Genomic DNA, 15,610 nt, shown 5'->3' on the forward strand with positions numbered 1-15,610 from the left:
GCGGATGCTTTCCGAACCGAGAGGGCGCCGGGCGCCCGGAGTGTGACATCACCGGGTGGACATGTGACTCACCTCTCACTCATGGGGTGCTACAGCGACCGGGCCGCCTCCAGTACGGGGGTCAGCGAGGGCACCGTGACCTCGCAGCCCGCCTCGCGCAGCCTCTGCTCGACCGTGGGATTGCGGGCGAGGCCGATGAACCGCAGGCCCACCTGCTGGGCGGCGGTCAGCTCGGCGAGCGTGGAGCCGATCAGGACGCCGGTGCGGGCCGGGGTGCCCTGTGGGCGCAGGGCGCGCAGCAGACAGTCCGGGTGCGGCATGAGCCGGCCTAGGTCGTCGGCGCGGCCGTGCACGCCCGCGAGCAACGGCAGCCGCAGCGATTCCAGATGCCGCCGGACAGCCTGCTCGCAGACGTCCGTGGCGACCCCCACCCGGCGCCCGGCGGAGTGCAGGGCGCGCACCAGGGCCAGGGAGTGATGGGTCGTCGGCGCGTCCGGTACGGTCCTGAGCTCCAGCTGGTCCAGCCGTTCCCGCATGAGCGGCCCGAGCCGGTGGTGAGCGAAGGCCCGCAGGACGTCCAGCGGATGCACGAACAGCTCCCGGGCCGCCCCCGCCTCTCCGGCCGCCCGCCCGCGCGACGCGTCCTCGGGATCGCGGTGTTCCGCCACCACCCGCAGCAGCTCCAGAGCGGCCGCGCGGGCGCTCGTCGCCGTGAACAGCCGCACCAGCGGCCCGTCGAAGCCGAACAGGACGGTCTCGGCGTCCCCGAGCAGCTCGGAGAGGGGGCGGGCGGTGGTGGACGAGGGGGGGATCTCCGGCGGCGGGGCGTAGTCGGGCGCGAGAGTGACCGTGCACGTGACGTTCAGCCCCGGCACGGGCCACCGCCCCAGCTGCGAGTTGACGGCCCGCTGCGCGCCCGCGGGCCGCCGTACGGAGTGATGGCGGGTGATCCGGGGTGCCGCTTCCCGGAAGTGCTCCAGCAGCCGCTCCGCCACCCCGGTGACCTCCGCCCGCACGAACGCCACCGGATCGGCGACCCGCCACGACAGCTCCACGGCGGCGGTGAAGTCGCCCTTGCCGGAGCTGGGCAGGGAGACCTGGTGGACGGCGTGGTGCGGGGTGAGGTCCACCTCGTAGTACGTCACCGGCCGGGGCGTGCCGCCGCCGTGCGGGTCGGCCGGGTTCAGCGGGGTGAGCGGCCCCTCGGGACCGGTGTGCACGACGGCGGTGCGCCCCGGCGCGGGAATCCCGAGCCGCCCGAGATCGGCGACGACACCGGGCCCCTTCACCAGCTCCCGCTGCCCGCCGCCCGGGTGATACCAGGCGTTGGGCGCCCCCGAGTCCCCGTACAACGGATGGAAACGGTACGGCCCGGAGGCGGCGGAGCTCCCGATGAAGCTCCCGTAGAGGTCCGGGGAGACGACGATCAGCATCCGGCCCTCGGACCTCACACTCCGCCGCGCCGGAATCCCGAACGTCACCAGCAGCCGCGGCGGTTCGCCGAGCGTGGCCCAGTGATCCGGCAACCACCGCAGGGCCGCCACCAGGACGGGCAGCAGATCGATCCCGTACAGGACCCGCACGGAGTACCCGTTCGGCCGGACCTGCACCTCGTAATGCTGCGGGCTCAGCGCACCCCGGGCGAGCACCTGATGCACCGCGTACTCGAGGGTGATACGGCTTTCGGGGTGCGCGGAGAGGTCGGTGTCGGTCTCGAAGCGGAGGGGAGGGGGCGAGGCCTCCTCCAGGGCGGCGGTGAGGTCCCGGCGAAGGGAGTGGAAGCGCGTGCGGGCGGCTTCGGCGGCGGGACCGGGGACGCCTTCGAGGGGGTCGCCGTGGAAGAGGGCGAGGGTCTCCTGGAGGAGGGCGCGGCGTTGGCCGGTGCTCTGCGTGCGGGGGCGGTGGGCCAGAACCTCCTCGCAGGTGAACGCGTCGACGTAGGCGCCTGCCAGGTACAGGGCGTAGCCGTCGGTGATCAGGGCCAAGGTGCCCGGGCCCAGAATGCGGCGTAGCTCAGCGGCGAGGAGGTCGAGAGTGTGCCTGTACTCCCGCTCGGCGGGCGGCTGTTGCCACAGACCCGCCGCGAGTTCCTCATAGTTCATACGGCGCCCGCCGCTGAGCACCAGCATGCACAGCAGGGCTTGGGTGTACGGGGTGGGAAGGCCCAATGGCTCCGAGGAACGGCTGATCCGCAGCGGGCCCAGCATGCGGATCCGCAGCGGCTCGGCCTCCCGGGCCTCGGCGAGCTGGGTTGGTGCCGAGGACGGCACCGATCCCTGCTCGATCTGGTGCAGCAGCGGACGGAAGCGTTGCGGAGCCGGAACGTGCGGGGCCACATCCTGGAGCAGCAGGTTGAACAGGGCGATGTCCGAAGCCGCGTTCCGGTTCAGACGTTCCCTGCCCAGCGCGAACCGACTGATCACCAGGGTGCCGTCCGGGCGGAGCAACAGACCGTCCGGGCCCGCCTGCCCCCGTACCAGGCCCCGGTCGTGCAGTTCGCGCAGACCGGCGGTTCCGTCGCACACCAGCCGGGCGAAGACCTCGAAGGACACCCCCGGGCCGCTCCCGCCGACCAGCTCCGACAGGGTCACTCCCTCCATGAACTCCGCCACGAGGTAAGGGATGTCGTACTCCACCCCGAAGTCCCTGATCCGCGCGACATGCGGACTGTCGATCCGGCACAGAAGCTCCGCCTCCTGCCGGAACTGCGTCTGCGGGGCGGGCTCCTGTGGGTACAGGTGGACGACCACGGGCGCCTCGGTCCGGGTGTCCACCGCCTGCCACATCCGCCGCCCGGGCCCGCGTCGTCGCAGCAAGCGGTAGCGGCCGCCGATCAGTTGTCCCGAGAGCCGGTCGCGGAGATCCTCGGTCGCGTACGCCCGCGCGGTCTCGTAGCCGCTCGCGCCGGACGGTCCCCGCTGCTCACCCGGCTGCTCCCTCGTGATTCCGGCCCCGCCCAGCCGCAGCACCGTCTCCGGGCTCACCGTCGCGAACGCCGGGCCGTCGCTGTTTCCGTCGCTCCCGGAGGTCTCCGCGTGGAACTCGCCTGCTGTCAGGCCCGCCCGTTCGTCGATCAATCCGCCGATTCGGGCGAGGAGTTCGCGGGTGCGGCCGCGGGTCGAACGGGGGAGCGTGCGCAGGAGGAGGTCGCGTACGCCGGGGCGGAAGTCGTAGGAGCCGGGTGGGCCGGGGGCGGCGGTGAGCATGCCGCTGAGGATCACCTCGGCGAGGTGCTGGGGGCGCGGGTCGCGGTCGACGGCGCGTTGGACCAGGCGCATGACCGGCACGGACGGGACGGCCAGGGCCAGGTGACCGGCCAGGCGGAAGGCCTCGGGGGAGGCGGTGGCGCGGAAGCGGAGGACCAGGTCCTGGGCGGGGAGGTCCGTGGGGGAGGGGGCCGGGGCGGTGGGCGGTGGTGCCGGCGGCAGCCAGGCCGCCGCTCCGGGGGTGCGGGCACCGCCGGGGGACGCCACCAGCGCCGCCCAGTTGGCCAGCCACGGCGCGCCCGGTTCGAGCACGGGGAGGGGGAACGAGGAAGGGGCAGGGGGCGCGGCCTCCGAGGCGTACGGGGTGAACGCGAGTGCCGTGAGCGGGGCCGCCGCGGAGGGGGAGGACAGGACACCCGGTTCGACCGGGAGGGCGGTCGTCGGCCACAGGTGCTCCGGCAGCGGCTGTACGACGGCCAGCGGCATCCGGGACGCCCAGTGCCGCAGGGCGCGGTACCAGCGCTCGCCCGCCGGGCCGGGGCGCCACTGCGGGCCCATGCAGTCACTGACGACCAGGGTGACCGTCCGGCCGTCCCCCGGGTCGGGCACGTACCGGGCGCCCCCGTCGGGGCCGGCCGGGTGCAGGGTGACCGTGCGGAACACACCCGACTGGGCCAGCACGGTGTGCAGTTCGCGGACCAGGGGGCGCCAGACCGGCATGGTCGGGCCGGTGTCGTGGACCAGGTTCAGACGCAGCCAGCGGTCCCGGGCGGGGCGCAGCACGGGCAGCCAGCTGTCGGGGTGCGCGCCGAGCCGTGCGATGCGGTCCGCCGTCGCCCGCTCGTCGAGCAGCCGGGCGCGGGCCGCCGGCACGGTCCGCTTCAGCGGGCGCAGGGCGCGCTGGAGGGCCAGGGGGTGGGGGAGCATCGGGGGTGCGGGGGCGAGGAGGGGGGTGGTGTCGGCCGTTCCGGTGGACATCGGCTGACGTGGCGTCGGGAGGTGGAGGGGGACGCGGTCGTCGGTGGGGAGCGTGGGCGGGATCGGAGGTGTCGGGGACGCCTCCGGGGCGGCGGGCGGCGCCACTTCAGCGGCCTCGGTCGCCTCGGTCGCCTCGGTCGGCTCCGGCGTGCGTTCCGCCGTGCTTCCTCCGGCCGTCCTCGCCGAGAGCCTTCCGCCCTCCAACTCCCTTGCCAGCCATAGCAGTTCAGCCAGCTCCCGGGCCGTCGGCGGCGTGTCCGAGGCGGATGTCAGCAGGGCGGTCAGCCGGGCGAGTGCGGAGGTGTCGCCGCCGGACACCGTCTCGTCAGAATCCATCGCCGTCCGCCGTGCCGCCGAGATACGGCATCAGCTGCTCCGCCAGCGCGTCGCGCGAGTCGGCGTCCAGGCCCGCGACCCCGGTGAGATAGAGGGCGTTCAGCAACTGGTCGGTGGCGAGTTCGCCGTCGGCCGCGCGGGTCAGGAACCGGTTGATGAGGTGCTCCGCCTCGCCGGGCGGGGTGTCGAGATGGGCGCGGACGATCTCGGTGAGCTGCTCGCGGCCCGGGCGGCGCAGCTTCAGCCGGACACAGCGGCGCAGGAAGGCCGGCGGGAACTCGCGCTCGCCGTTGCTGGTGAGGACCACGAACGGGAAGGCCCGGCAGCGGATCCGGCCCCGGGTGACGGTGACCGGCGCGTCCGTGCCGTCGGCGAGGACCTCGGCGGTGACGCCCCCGCTGGAGTGGCGGGCGGCACGCATCAGTTCGGGGATCTCGTACTGGCCCTCCTCCAGGACATTCAGCAGGTCGTTCGGCAGATCGAGGTCGCTCTTGTCGACCTCGTCGACCAGAAGGGCGCGGGGACGGGCGTACGGCAGCAGGGCGGTGCCGAGGGGGCCGAGCCGCAGGTGGTCCTCGACGCCGCCGCCGGGCATGGCCTGCGGGGCGCGGGACGCCGCCTGCCGGGCCGCGTACAGCCGGGACAGCGGGTCGTACTGGTAGAGACCGTCGGCCAGGGTGGAGCGGCTGGTGATGTTCCAGCGCAGCACGGGACCGAGGCCCAGTTCCCGGGCGACCGCGTAGGCCAGGGAGGACTTGCCGGTGCCGGGCGGGCCGGTGACCAGCAGCGGGCGGCGCAGCACGAGGGCCGCGTTGACGAGCTGGACGCTCTCCGGGGTGGCGACATAGGTACGGGCGCGGTGGACCCGGTCGGGGGAGACGGCGGCCTCGTCCTCGCCGTCGCGCGGCGACGGGAGCACGGGCTCGCCGTCGAACGCCCGCCAGGGCGGCGGCGCCGGCAGCCGGTCGATGCCGTCGTGAGGCTCGCTGTTCCCGGTGTAGACGGTCCAGTGGGGCATGGTTCTCCGAAACTCTGCGGGACTCGGCGGGACTTGGCGGACGAAACCGTGGTGGTGGGGCGGCTCAGGAGACGGGGGAGCGGGGGAGGGCGGGGGCGTCGCCGTGCGGGTCGGTGAAGACGCGCGGGTCGTCCCACAGCAGCTGGATGTCCCGCGCCCAGTGGCCCTCCTCCGCGTCCGCCTCCTCGCGCAACGCCAGCACCTCACGCGGGAGTTCGGCGGGCGGCACCCCGGACACACAGGCGTCCAGCTCGTCCAGGAAGGACTTGCCGGTACAGCCGTCTCCGCCCGTACAGCCCTCGGGGCCGCCCGCGCAGCCGCCGCGCGACCAGATGACCACCGGGGCGGGCGCGGTGAGCGAGGTGTCGAAGTGGGGGCGGGTGCGCGAGGCGGCCGGGGCGGTCGCGAAACCGGCGAGGCAGGCGTCGGGCTTGCGCAGCTGTAGCCGCAGCCGGGCGGGTTCCTCGGTGCTGCCGCACTCCACGCGGTGCACGCGCGCCCCCGGCAGGGTGTCGAGCCGCTTCCAGGCGCGGGTCAGCTGATGCCGGGTGCCGGGCCGCAGCCGTGCCTGGTCGGTGACGACCAGCGGGTACACGGACCCCAGCGGGGTCTCGTCGTCGGGCGCGCTCGCCCAGCGGTCCACCGGCAGGTCGATCCAGTCCCGGGGCAGCGCGAACGCGATCAACTCGTCGCAGCCGGGCGTCAGATACCGGAACGCGGCCTCGATCCGGTCCTGCACATAGGCCCGCACCCTGGCCTGCGGCACGGTCTCCGAGCCGACCGGATGCCGGCGGCCCCCGCTGTACGCCGACACCTCCACGCGCACATGTCCGTCCCCGGCGCCGCTGTGCCGCAGGTCGACGAGGATCGGCGACCAGTCGGGCGCGGCGGCCGGCTCGGCGGGGGCCCGGAACAGGGCCTCCACCTCGGCGGTGAAGCGGGCGACGGTGGCGGCCGCGTCGGCGCCGTCGATCTCGCACAGCACGAACAGGGCCGCCGACCACAACGAGTCGAACCCCTCCTGCGGCGCGTCCGGGTCCAGCTGCCCCCGGGCGGCCTCGTAGAGCCGGACGAGCCGTACGGGATCGCAGTCGAGGCCCGCGCGGACGGCCCGCTCGACCAGGCCCCGCAGCCGGGCCCGGTCGGCCGCCCCGTGGTCGGAGGTGGGCACCAGGCCCTCCAGGCCGGGCCAGTAGCGGGCCATGACCTCGGTGGGCATCATCCGCCCGTTGTGCACCCCCTGCGCGCCGGCCGCCGCGGTGACCATGCCGACGACCTCGCCGGTGTCCACGAGAGTGACCGCCGCGCCGCTGAACCCGGGCGCGAGTGGCTGCCCGCCGGGCTGCCAGGCCTCCAGCTGCATCCACTCCCGGTTGAGCAACTGGGCGGCGGTGATGCGGTATTCGGCGAGCGTGCCCTCGTCGAAGCCGACGGGGAAGCCGTACACGACGAGCTTGCGGGGCCGGTCGGCGCGCTCTCCGTGCGCCGCTTCGACGGGGGCGAGCGCGGCCGGCGCGATCGGCACCTCGTACGCCAGCTCCAGTACGGCGAGGTCACCGAGGTCGGTCGGGCCGCCGCCCCAGCCGCCGTCGGCGATCACCCGGGCCGGTACGGCGGGGCAGCCGGGCCGCTCGGTGAACGTCACGGTCAGCTCGTCCGCCGCGCCGCCCTGGCCCACCACATGGGCGCAGGTCAGCACCGTGCGCGGGGTGACCAGGAAGCCTGCCCCGGCGACCTGGCCGCCGGTCTCGACCCGGGCGTGCCACTCGGCGCTGTTCATGAGGCGGCGACGGGCTCCGGCTCCGGCCCCGCCGCCGGCGAGGGGGTCCAGGTCAGCTTCACCACGAGGTGGCCCTCCGCCGTGCCCTTGGCGATGATCGCGCCGGTCTCCGCCGAGAGCTTCACCCCGAACTCGATCTCCACCCCGTCCGGCCGTAACGAACCGTCCCGGAACACCCGCAACGCGGACTCCGCCGCCGCGCGCACCCCCTCCAGCGCGTCCTCGAAGGTACGGGCCGCCTGGACCGTACCGTCGCCGCGCGCCACCAGCCGTGACCCGGGCCGCCGGTCGGCGGCCGCCTCGACGGAGACCACGGCCCCGTCGTCGGTCCTGAACTCCACGAGTCCTTCCACGGCGCCCCCGTAGCCCCTTCCCTCGGCTCCCGCAGCCTCTGCGGCTCTGTGCATCCTCATTGTTACGGACGGTGCGCGCGGTTGTCCTGTTCCTCCCTCGGTTTTCACTGCTTTCACGGCGCCTGCCACTCCTCCGACCGGATCACCCCCAGTTCCGTCAAGTCCTGGGGGCGGATCCGGAGTTGGTTGGCCGTCGCCTCCGCCTCCTCCGGTGGCCGTTTGAGGATCGCGGCGGCCAGTTCGGGCGCGATGACGGAGAAGTAGCTGTCCGGGGCCGCCCAGGTGCGGCCCGGCGCGGCCAGCGCGAGCGCCCCGCCGGAGCCGCCCTCACCGATCACCAGCGTGGTGACCGGGGTCCGTACGGTGGCGAGCACGCCGAACAGCTCGGCGATCGCCGCGCCCGCTCCCTGCCGCTCCGCCTCGGCGTCGTTGGCCGCGCCCGGGGTGTCCACCAGGGTCAGCACCGGGACGCCGAGCCGGTCCGCGAGCCGGATCAGCCGGGTCGCCGTACGGTACCCGGCGGGCCGGGTGGCCGCCCCGGTCTGCGCGGCGTACGCGACCGTACGGCCGCCGCGCTCCCCGAACCCGCACAGCATCCCGTCGGGGTCGACGCCGCCGCAGCGGTCGCCGGAGATCGCGACGCGGTGGGTGAAATACGCGTCCAAGTACTGTGCCGCGCGGGGACGTTGCGGCGAGCGGGCCCGGCGTACGGCCTCCCAGCCGGAGGCGGGCAGGTCCCGTGCGCCGAGGGGCGCCGGCACCGGGGCGGGCTCGCCCGACGCCCCGGTCAGCAGCCGCAGCCACCGCCCGAGCGTCTCCCGCAGCTCCCCTTCCGGTACGACGGCGTCCGCCGCCCCCGCCGCGACCTGCGCCTCGGCCGTGTACGCGGCGGGATCGGCGTCCGCGGGCCGCACCCGGGACCCGGCGAACCCGACCTGGGCGCCGGGCAGCGCGAGGACGACATCGGCACCGGCGCCGAGCGTGGCCCAGCCCCCGCCCGTCGTCGGGTCCCGCAGCACCGCGATCTGCGCCAGCCCCGCCTCCCTGGTCAGCGCCGACTGCCGGGCCACACGCTGGAGTTGGGTGAGGGCGAGCATGCCCTCCTGCATCCGGCTGCCACCGGTGGCGACCAACGGCACGACGGGCAGCCGGTGTTCACGGGCGTAGCGGTACGCCGCCTCCAGCCGGTCGCCGGTGCGCTCACCCAGCGAGCCGCCCAGGAACCCGAACTCGAAGGCGATCAGCACCACTTGGGTGCCCTCGACGCTCGCGGTGCCGCAGACGACGGACTCGGTCTCACCGGTGCGCTCGGCGGCACGGGCGCGCGAGAGGTCGTAACCGGGCCAGGCCAGCGGCCCGTCGGGGACGAAGTCCCGGGACGGGTAAGGGAGTTCGGTGAAGGTGAGGTGATCGGCGACGAGGGCGACGACCTCACGGGCGCTCGTGCGTTCCGTCATGACGACAGCGCCCGCTTCATGATCTTCCCCATGTCGTTGCGCGGCAGCGCGTCCAGGTACCGGACCTCGCGGGGCCGCTTGTGCGGCGCGAGCCGCCGGGCCACATGGTCGGCCAACTCGGCACTCCCCGGCGGCGCCTGCGGATCCACCGGGACGATCCAGGCGACGATCCGCTCCCCGAGATCCGCGTCCGGCGCCCCGGTCACGGCCGCCTCGCGCACCCCCGGATGCTCCAGCAGCGCGTTCTCGATCTCACCGGCCCCGATCTTGTACCCGCCGCTCTTGATGAGATCGGTGGCCTTGCGCCCGACGATCCGCACATAGCCGTCCGGGTCGAGCACGGCCACGTCACCCGTGCGGAACCAGCCGTCGGCGGTGAACGCGGCGGCGGTCGCGTCGGGCCGGTTGAGGTACTCGGTGAACAGGTTCGGCCCGCGCACCTGGATCTCGCCGACGGTCTCCCCGTCGTACGCCGCGACGGCCGCCCCGCCCTCGTCGACGAGCCGCAGCTCCACCCCCGGCAGCGGCACCCCCACGGTCCCCGCCCGCGCCTCCCCGTCGGCCCGCACGGCCGTGTTCATCAGGGTCTCCGTCATGCCGTACCGCTCGATCACCCGCCGCCCGGTCGCCGCCGCGATCCGCTCGTGGTCGTGCACGGGCAGCGCGGCCGACCCCGACACCAGCAGCCGCGCCCCCGACAGCGCCTTGACCAGCTCGGGGTCCTCCGGGAGCGCCTCGGCGATCCGGTGGTACATCGTCGGCACCCCGAACAGCATGGTCGCGCCGCCGTTCAGCTCCCGGGCCACGCCCTCCGGGGAGAACCGCCCCAGATGCCGTACGGACCCGCCCCGCCGCAGCGGCCCGAGCACGCCCAGCACCAGACCGTGCACATGGAACAGGGGCAGCCCGTGCACCAGCACGTCCTGTCCCGTCCACCGCCAGGCGTCGGCGAGGGCGTCCAGGGTGGCGGCGACGGCGCGGCGGGGGATGACCGCGCCCTTCGGGGGGCCGGTGGTGCCGGAGGTGTAGACGACGAGGGCCGGGTTCTCGTCGTCGTCCTCGTCGTGCACGGGCTCCCCGACGGGCACCGGCCCGACGGCGGACACATCGACGTCGACTCGCTCCAACCCGGCCAGAGCGGCGGGCAGTTCGTCACCGGGGGCGGCGAGCACGAGCCCCGGCGCGCTGTCGCCGAGGATGTGCCCGAGCTCCTTGTCCCCCGACTTCGGATTGAGCGGTACGGCGGCGGATCCGGCGAGCAGGACACCCACCACCGCCACGGCGGTCTCCAGGGCCGGCGTGGCCCACACGGCCACCCTGCCCGCCCCGCGCACCCGCTCCCCGACGGCCCCGGCCGCCGCCGCGAGCTCCGCGTACGTCAGGGCCCGCTCGCCGAACCGCAGCGCGACACGCTCGGAGGGATCACCCGTGAGAGCCGGGAAGAGAGAGGGCACGCGGACGCTCCTTGGACTTGTGGGCCTGTCGGACTGGTGAGGCTGTCGGACTGGTGAGGCTGTTGGACTCGTGGCCTTGTGCCACCGATCCTGCCCCGGGTCAGGCCGCCTCCACCACCTCCACCACGTCCGCCACGACACAGCTCACGTTGTCCGGTCCGCCGGCCGCGTTCGCCTCGGCGACCAGGGCGCGGACCGCGTCGTCCGGGACGGGCGCGGAGGCGAGGAGATCGTGGATGCGGTCGTGCGCGACGACACTCGACAGGCCGTCGGAGCACAGCAGGTAGCGGTCGCCGGGGCGGGCGTCGTGGAGGCGGAGGTCGGGGGTGGAGAGATCGCCGCCGGTCAGGGCCTTCAGCAGCAGGGCGCGCTGCGGGTGGCTGAGGGCCTCCTCCGGTGTCAGCCGGCCCTCGTCGATCATCGACTGCACGACCGTGTGGTCGTGGCTGATGACACAGAGGGCGCCGTCGCGCAGCACATAGGCCCGTGTGTCGCCGATGTGGACCAGGGCGAGCCGGGAGCCCGTCCACAGCAGGGCCGTCAGGGTCGTGCCGACCTGGTCCGAGCCGTCCGCGACCTCCCGCACCGCGGCGTGCGCGCCGCGCACGGCGTCCTCCAGCAGATTCAGCACGTTCCCCGCCGGGACCTCCTCGGTGTCCAGCACCCGCAGCGCCGCCACGGCCGCGCTGCTCGCGGGCGCCCCCGCCGGTCCGCAGCCGTCCGCGACCGCGAGCAGCCGTCCGCCCGCGTACGCCGTGTCCTGGTTCTCGGGGCGGACGAGCCCCCGGTCCGAGCGGGCGCAGTAACGCAGTTCCAGCATGGTGGTGTCCTTCCTCGGTGTCGTCGACAGCGTCGACAGCTGATCCACGAGGAACGCGGCGAGGTCCCGCCGTACGGCCGTCTCCGCCTCGACCCGCGCCCAGTACGCGCGGATCTCCCGCGCGGCCGCCGCCGGGTCGTCGAGAGCGCGGACCTCCCGTATCCGGGCCAGCGGCATCCCGAGCCGCCGCAGCCAGGCCACCAGCCGGGCCTGTTCCAGCTGGCCCGCCGCGTAGTAGCGGTAACCGGTGTCCGGGTCGACCCGTGCGGGCCGCAGCAGCTCCAGCTCGTCGTAGAGCCGCAGCGCCTTGGGCGACAGCCGGCACGCCTTCGCGAAGGCGCCGATCGTCAGCAGGTCCATGGGCAAACCCCCGCACTCCCTCGTGGTTCGTCGCGTCGTTCGCGTCGTTCGCGTTGTCCGTGTCACCGATGCTGTGGCTTCACCGAAGGGGAAGGTCAAGCGGCCTGTGAGGGTTCCGGCGGCGGTTGTTAGCCTTCCGGGGACCGATCATCGGACATCAGTACCAAGGGGGAGTCCGGCGTGCCACGTATCGCCCTCGTCACCTGCCGGCCCGGACCCGACGTCTCCGTCGACCAGGATCTGCCCGCACTGGTGGCGGCGCTGAGGGAGGCCGGGGCGGACGCGGAGGCCGTCGTCTGGGACGACCCCGACGCCGACTGGGCGGGCCACGACCTCGCCGTCATCCGCTCCACCTGGGACTACAGCTGGCGCGCGGCCGAGTTCCTGGCCTGGGCGGAGAAGACCGGCGCGGTCACCCGGCTGGCCAACCCGGCCGAAGTGATCCGCTGGAACAGCGACAAGCGCTACCTCGGCGCGCTCACGGCGGCCGGAGTGCCGACCGTCCCGACGCGCTACCTCGCGCCCGGTGAACCGGTCGCCCTGCCCGACGACCACGAGTACGTCGTGAAGCCGACCTCCGGCGGCGGCGCCCGCTTCGCCGCCCGCTACACGCCTGACGAGCACGACACCGCCGTACGGCACCTCGCGCGCATGCACGCCGAGGGTTTCACCGCGATGGTGCAGCCCTATGTGCGGGGCATCGACGTGGCCGGTGAGCGGGCGCTGCAGTTCTTCGGCGGACGTCTGCTGCACGCCAGCCGCAAGGGAGCCGTCCTCGCGCCCGGCACGCCGTACGACGAGCGCAAGGTGGCCCACCCGGGCCTGGAGCCCTGGCAGCCGACGGACGCCGAGCTGGCCGTGGCCGAACAGGCCCTGGCGGCCGTACCGGAGGCCCCCGAGTTGCTGTACGCGCGCGTGGACCTCGTGGACGGCGACGACGGGCGGCCCCAGGTCATGGAACTGGAGCTGGTCGAACCGAACCTGTTCCTGTCCCTGCACACCGGCTCGGTGACCGGGGTCGTGGCGGGGATCCTCGCCGCGGCCCGGACGCCGGACAGGCCCTAGTACTGCTGGTAGTCCCAGTACTGCTGGTAGTCCCAGTACCGCTGGGTAGTCCCAGACTGCTGGGTAGTCCTAGTACTGCCGGTGGTACGGGTACCGCTGGTGGTCCGGGTACTGCCCGGGCAGCAGGCCGTTCCCGTCCCTGACCGTCGTGCGCTGGAGCAGGCCCCAGGTGAACTCGGAGACCACCTCCCTGGGCACGCCCAGCGCGTCCGGCGCGGTGAACGCCAGTCCTGGGGGTCCCCCCACGCTTTTAGAGCTGTGGGGGAGGCCGGGGGCGGTCCCCTCCAGCGGGCGGGCCGGGGCGAAGGCGCGGGCGACCTCGTCGACCGTGCAGGACCAGGGGGCCAGGTCGTCCAGGGTCCGCGGCTCGGGGCCCGGCGTCTGCGGGGCGCGGACCAGCCAGTCGTTCCAGACCGACTTGTTCGGCGCGAGCAGCACCTCGAAGCGGAGGTCGGGCCACAGCGGGATCGGCCACTGCCAGGACTCGCAGTCGAGGTCACCGACGCGGCGGGCGGTCCTCGACTCGGGTTCACCGAGGACCGAGCGGTAACGGGAGAGGGCGCCCCGTGCGTGAGGGGAGTGGACCATGGCCTGCCAGCGCTTGTTGGCCTCCCTCATCTGCGCCAGGGACACCCCCAGGCCATGGCGGGCCTCATCCACCAGATCCGGGTTGTGGTCGGCCATACGGCGCAGCAGCACGAGTTGGAAGTCGGCGACACTGAAGGTGCCGGCGAGACGTTTCGGGGTCGGCATGCCCCCATCCTGGCCCACTGAGGCGATTCAGGACCATTGCCCAGCGCATCGTCATATGACAGCCTGTGTTCGCCATGCCGATCGCCTGTTGATATTTCGAACGCAGGCCAGGGACGAACAGGGAGGGGGCCGGTCGTGGGACGCCTCGTACCAGCCGTGACCCGAGCTCTCGACATTCTCGAGCTCTTCCTCGACGGGGACGGGACGCTCTCCGCCCCCGACATCGTGCGCAGACTCCAGCTCCCGCGCACCACGGTGCACGAACTGGTGACCACGCTCGCCGCGCGCTCCTACATCGTCCCCGTGCCCGGACAGCCCGGACGGTACCGCCTCGGTGTCCGCCCGTACCAGCTCGGCAGCCGGTACGCGGAGCAGCTCGACCTCGCCGCCGAGGGTCAGCAGGTCGCCCGCAGTGTCGCCGAGACGTGTGACGAGACGGTCCACGTGGCGATCCTCGAAGGGACGGACGTCATCTACATCGCCAAGGTCGACTCCACGCACGCGGTGCGGATGGTCTCGGCCGCCGGCCGTCGGCTGCCCGCCCACTGCACCTCCGTCGGCAAGATGCTGCTGGCGTCCCTCTCCGAGGCCGAGCTGACCTCGCGTGTCCCCGAGGACGCCCAGCTCGTGCGGATGACCCCGAACAGCATCACCGATCCCACCGCCCTGCGCGCGGCCCTCAGCGAGATCCGGGAGCGGGGCGTCGCGGTGGAGAGCCGTGAGTCGAACCCCGACGTCAGCTGTGTGGCGGCCCCGGTCCGCGACCGCACGGGCCAGGTTGTCGCGGCCCTGTCGATCTCCGTCCCGATGATCCGCTGGAGCGACGAGCGCCGCACCGAGCTGGAGCAGCTCGCCGCGAAGGGCGCCGCCGAACTGTCCGAGCTCCTCGGCTACCGGAGCGTGGCATGAGCACCTCGTACGACGTCGCGGTACGGGCCGAGGCCACGCTCGGCGAGGGCCCCACCTGGGATCCGGCCACCGGCCGCCTCCTCTGGCTCGACATCCTGGGCTCCCGGCTGCACACCTACGACCCCTCGACCGGCCGCCGCACGGTCCGGGTCACCGACCAGCACGTGGGCGCGGCCAAGCCGCGCGCGGGCGGCGGCCTGGTCCTGAACCTCCGCGACGGCGTGGGCCTCCTGGACGCCGACGGGGCGTTCCGCTGGCTGCACCACGAGCCCGTCCCGGGCCGCCGCGCCAACGACGCCGCCGTCGCACCCGACGGCTCCCTCTGGGCCGGCACCATGCGTTACGACGAGGCGCCCGGCGGCGGCACGCTGTCCCGCTTCACCGGTGACGGCACGGCCGAGGTGTTCCTCGACGACGTGGCGGTGAGCAACGGCACGGGCTGGAGCCCGGACCACTCGCTCATGTACTACATCGACTCGCCGACCCGCCGGGTGGACGTCTTCTCCTTCACCGACGGCCGGATCTCCGACCGCCGCCCCTTCGTCGAGATCGAGGAGGGCGCCGGCTTCCCCGACGGCCTGACCGTCGACGCGGACGGCTGTGTCTGGGTCGCCCTCTGGGACGGCGGAGCGGTACGCCGGTACACCCCCACGGGTGAACTCGACCGCGTCATCACCCTCCCCACCCCCCGGGTGACGGCCTGCGCCTTCGGAGGCCCCGACCTGACGGACCTCTACATCACCACGGCGCGAGTGGGCCTCTCGTCCCCCCACCCGGTGGCGGGCTCCCTACTGGTGATCCCGAACGCGGGCAAGGGCACACCCCAGCCGGCCTTCAAGGGCTGAGAAGACGCGGACGGCTGCGCCGGCTGCGGGCGGTCGTGCGACTGCGGCCCGGCGGGGGCTGATCGCGCAGTTCCCCGCGCCCCTTCAGGGCGTTCAGCCGCGGGCAGTCGTGCGACTGCGGCCCGGCGGGGGCTGATCGCGCAGTTCCCCGCGCCCCTTCAGGGCGCTCAGCTGCGGGCGGTCGTGCGACTGCGGTCCGGTGGGGGGCTGGTCGCGCAGTTCCCCGCGCCCCTTCAACTTGCGCAGCCGCGGGCAGTCGTGCCGCTGGGGCGGCAC

General features: G+C 74.0%; 11 protein-coding genes. 3 read left to right on the top strand and 8 right to left on the bottom strand.

All coding sequences use genetic code 11. The features are described from left to right. Window positions 1-89 precede the first annotated feature (89 nt). From ACLZN2_RS39675 to ACLZN2_RS39705, 7 genes are all read right to left on the bottom strand, one after another. Window positions 90-4,520, bottom strand: a complete 4,431-nt coding sequence (locus ACLZN2_RS39675; protein WP_416984465.1) for an SAV_2336 N-terminal domain-related protein — start codon at window positions 4,518-4,520, stop codon at window positions 90-92. Continuing rightward, window positions 4,510-5,538, bottom strand: a complete 1,029-nt coding sequence (locus ACLZN2_RS39680; protein ID WP_416984466.1) for an AAA family ATPase — start codon at window positions 5,536-5,538, stop codon at window positions 4,510-4,512. The genes ACLZN2_RS39675 and ACLZN2_RS39680 overlap by 11 nt, the downstream gene beginning before the upstream one ends. A gap of 64 nt (window positions 5,539-5,602) precedes the next feature. Beyond that, the gene (locus tag ACLZN2_RS39685; protein WP_416984467.1) at window positions 5,603-7,318 is read right to left on the bottom strand and encodes a trypsin-like peptidase domain-containing protein; all 1,716 of its coding nucleotides are present in this window, start codon (window positions 7,316-7,318) and stop codon (window positions 5,603-5,605) included. Continuing rightward, the gene (locus tag ACLZN2_RS39690) at window positions 7,315-7,671 is read right to left on the bottom strand and encodes a CU044_2847 family protein (protein ID WP_416984468.1); all 357 of its coding nucleotides are present in this window, start codon (window positions 7,669-7,671) and stop codon (window positions 7,315-7,317) included. Before ACLZN2_RS39690 ends, ACLZN2_RS39685 begins: the two co-directional genes overlap by 4 nt. Window positions 7,672-7,784: 113 nt before the next feature. Continuing rightward, window positions 7,785-9,128 carry a carboxyl transferase domain-containing protein gene (locus ACLZN2_RS39695; protein ID WP_416984469.1) on the bottom strand — a complete coding sequence of 448 codons (1,344 nt, stop codon included), beginning with the start codon at window positions 9,126-9,128 and terminating at the stop codon, window positions 7,785-7,787. Then, the gene (locus tag ACLZN2_RS39700) at window positions 9,125-10,582 is read right to left on the bottom strand and encodes an acyl-CoA synthetase (RefSeq protein WP_416984470.1); all 1,458 of its coding nucleotides are present in this window, start codon (window positions 10,580-10,582) and stop codon (window positions 9,125-9,127) included. The genes ACLZN2_RS39695 and ACLZN2_RS39700 overlap by 4 nt, the downstream gene beginning before the upstream one ends. 100 nt (window positions 10,583-10,682) lie before the next feature. Further along, window positions 10,683-11,762, bottom strand: coding sequence for a MerR family transcriptional regulator (locus ACLZN2_RS39705; RefSeq protein WP_416984472.1), 1,080 nt, complete (start codon window positions 11,760-11,762; stop codon window positions 10,683-10,685). A 180-nt stretch (window positions 11,763-11,942) separates the two neighbouring features. Between ACLZN2_RS39705 and ACLZN2_RS39710 the strand changes: the two genes are divergently transcribed. After that, window positions 11,943-12,827, top strand: a complete 885-nt coding sequence (locus ACLZN2_RS39710) for an ATP-grasp domain-containing protein (protein WP_416984473.1) — start codon at window positions 11,943-11,945, stop codon at window positions 12,825-12,827. A 69-nt stretch (window positions 12,828-12,896) separates the two neighbouring features. On the opposite strand, the gene ACLZN2_RS39715 is transcribed toward ACLZN2_RS39710, so the two are convergent. After that, window positions 12,897-13,580: a hypothetical protein gene (locus ACLZN2_RS39715; RefSeq protein WP_416984474.1), complete on the bottom strand. Its 684-nt coding sequence runs from the start codon at window positions 13,578-13,580 to the stop codon at window positions 12,897-12,899. Between the two features lie 135 nt (window positions 13,581-13,715). Here ACLZN2_RS39715 and ACLZN2_RS39720 point away from each other — a divergent pair, with 135 nt between their 5' ends. Further along, window positions 13,716-14,489: an IclR family transcriptional regulator gene (locus ACLZN2_RS39720; RefSeq protein WP_416984476.1), complete on the top strand. Its 774-nt coding sequence runs from the start codon at window positions 13,716-13,718 to the stop codon at window positions 14,487-14,489. Continuing rightward, window positions 14,486-15,334, top strand: a complete 849-nt coding sequence (locus ACLZN2_RS39725; RefSeq protein ID WP_416984477.1) for an SMP-30/gluconolactonase/LRE family protein — start codon at window positions 14,486-14,488, stop codon at window positions 15,332-15,334. Before ACLZN2_RS39720 ends, ACLZN2_RS39725 begins: the two co-directional genes overlap by 4 nt. The last annotated feature ends 276 nt before the right edge of the window (window positions 15,335-15,610 follow it).

The sequence above is a fragment of the Streptomyces sp. T028 genome (genome assembly GCF_048159505.1).
In the GTDB taxonomy this organism is placed as follows: Bacteria; Actinomycetota; Actinomycetes; order Streptomycetales; family Streptomycetaceae; genus Streptomyces.

Coding starts and splice junctions, on each gene's coding strand:
- ACLZN2_RS39675 (WP_416984465.1), bottom strand. CDS start 4,520: ATGGATTCTGACGAGACGGTGTCCGGCGGCGACACCTCCGCACTCGCC.
- ACLZN2_RS39680 (WP_416984466.1), bottom strand. CDS start 5,538: ATGCCCCACTGGACCGTCTACACCGGGAACAGCGAGCCTCACGACGGC.
- ACLZN2_RS39685 (WP_416984467.1), bottom strand. CDS start 7,318: ATGAACAGCGCCGAGTGGCACGCCCGGGTCGAGACCGGCGGCCAGGTC.
- ACLZN2_RS39695 (WP_416984469.1), bottom strand. CDS start 9,128: ATGACGGAACGCACGAGCGCCCGTGAGGTCGTCGCCCTCGTCGCCGAT.
- ACLZN2_RS39705 (WP_416984472.1), bottom strand. CDS start 11,762: ATGGACCTGCTGACGATCGGCGCCTTCGCGAAGGCGTGCCGGCTGTCG.
- ACLZN2_RS39715 (WP_416984474.1), bottom strand. CDS start 13,580: ATGCCGACCCCGAAACGTCTCGCCGGCACCTTCAGTGTCGCCGACTTC.
- ACLZN2_RS39725 (WP_416984477.1), top strand. CDS start 14,486: ATGAGCACCTCGTACGACGTCGCGGTACGGGCCGAGGCCACGCTCGGC.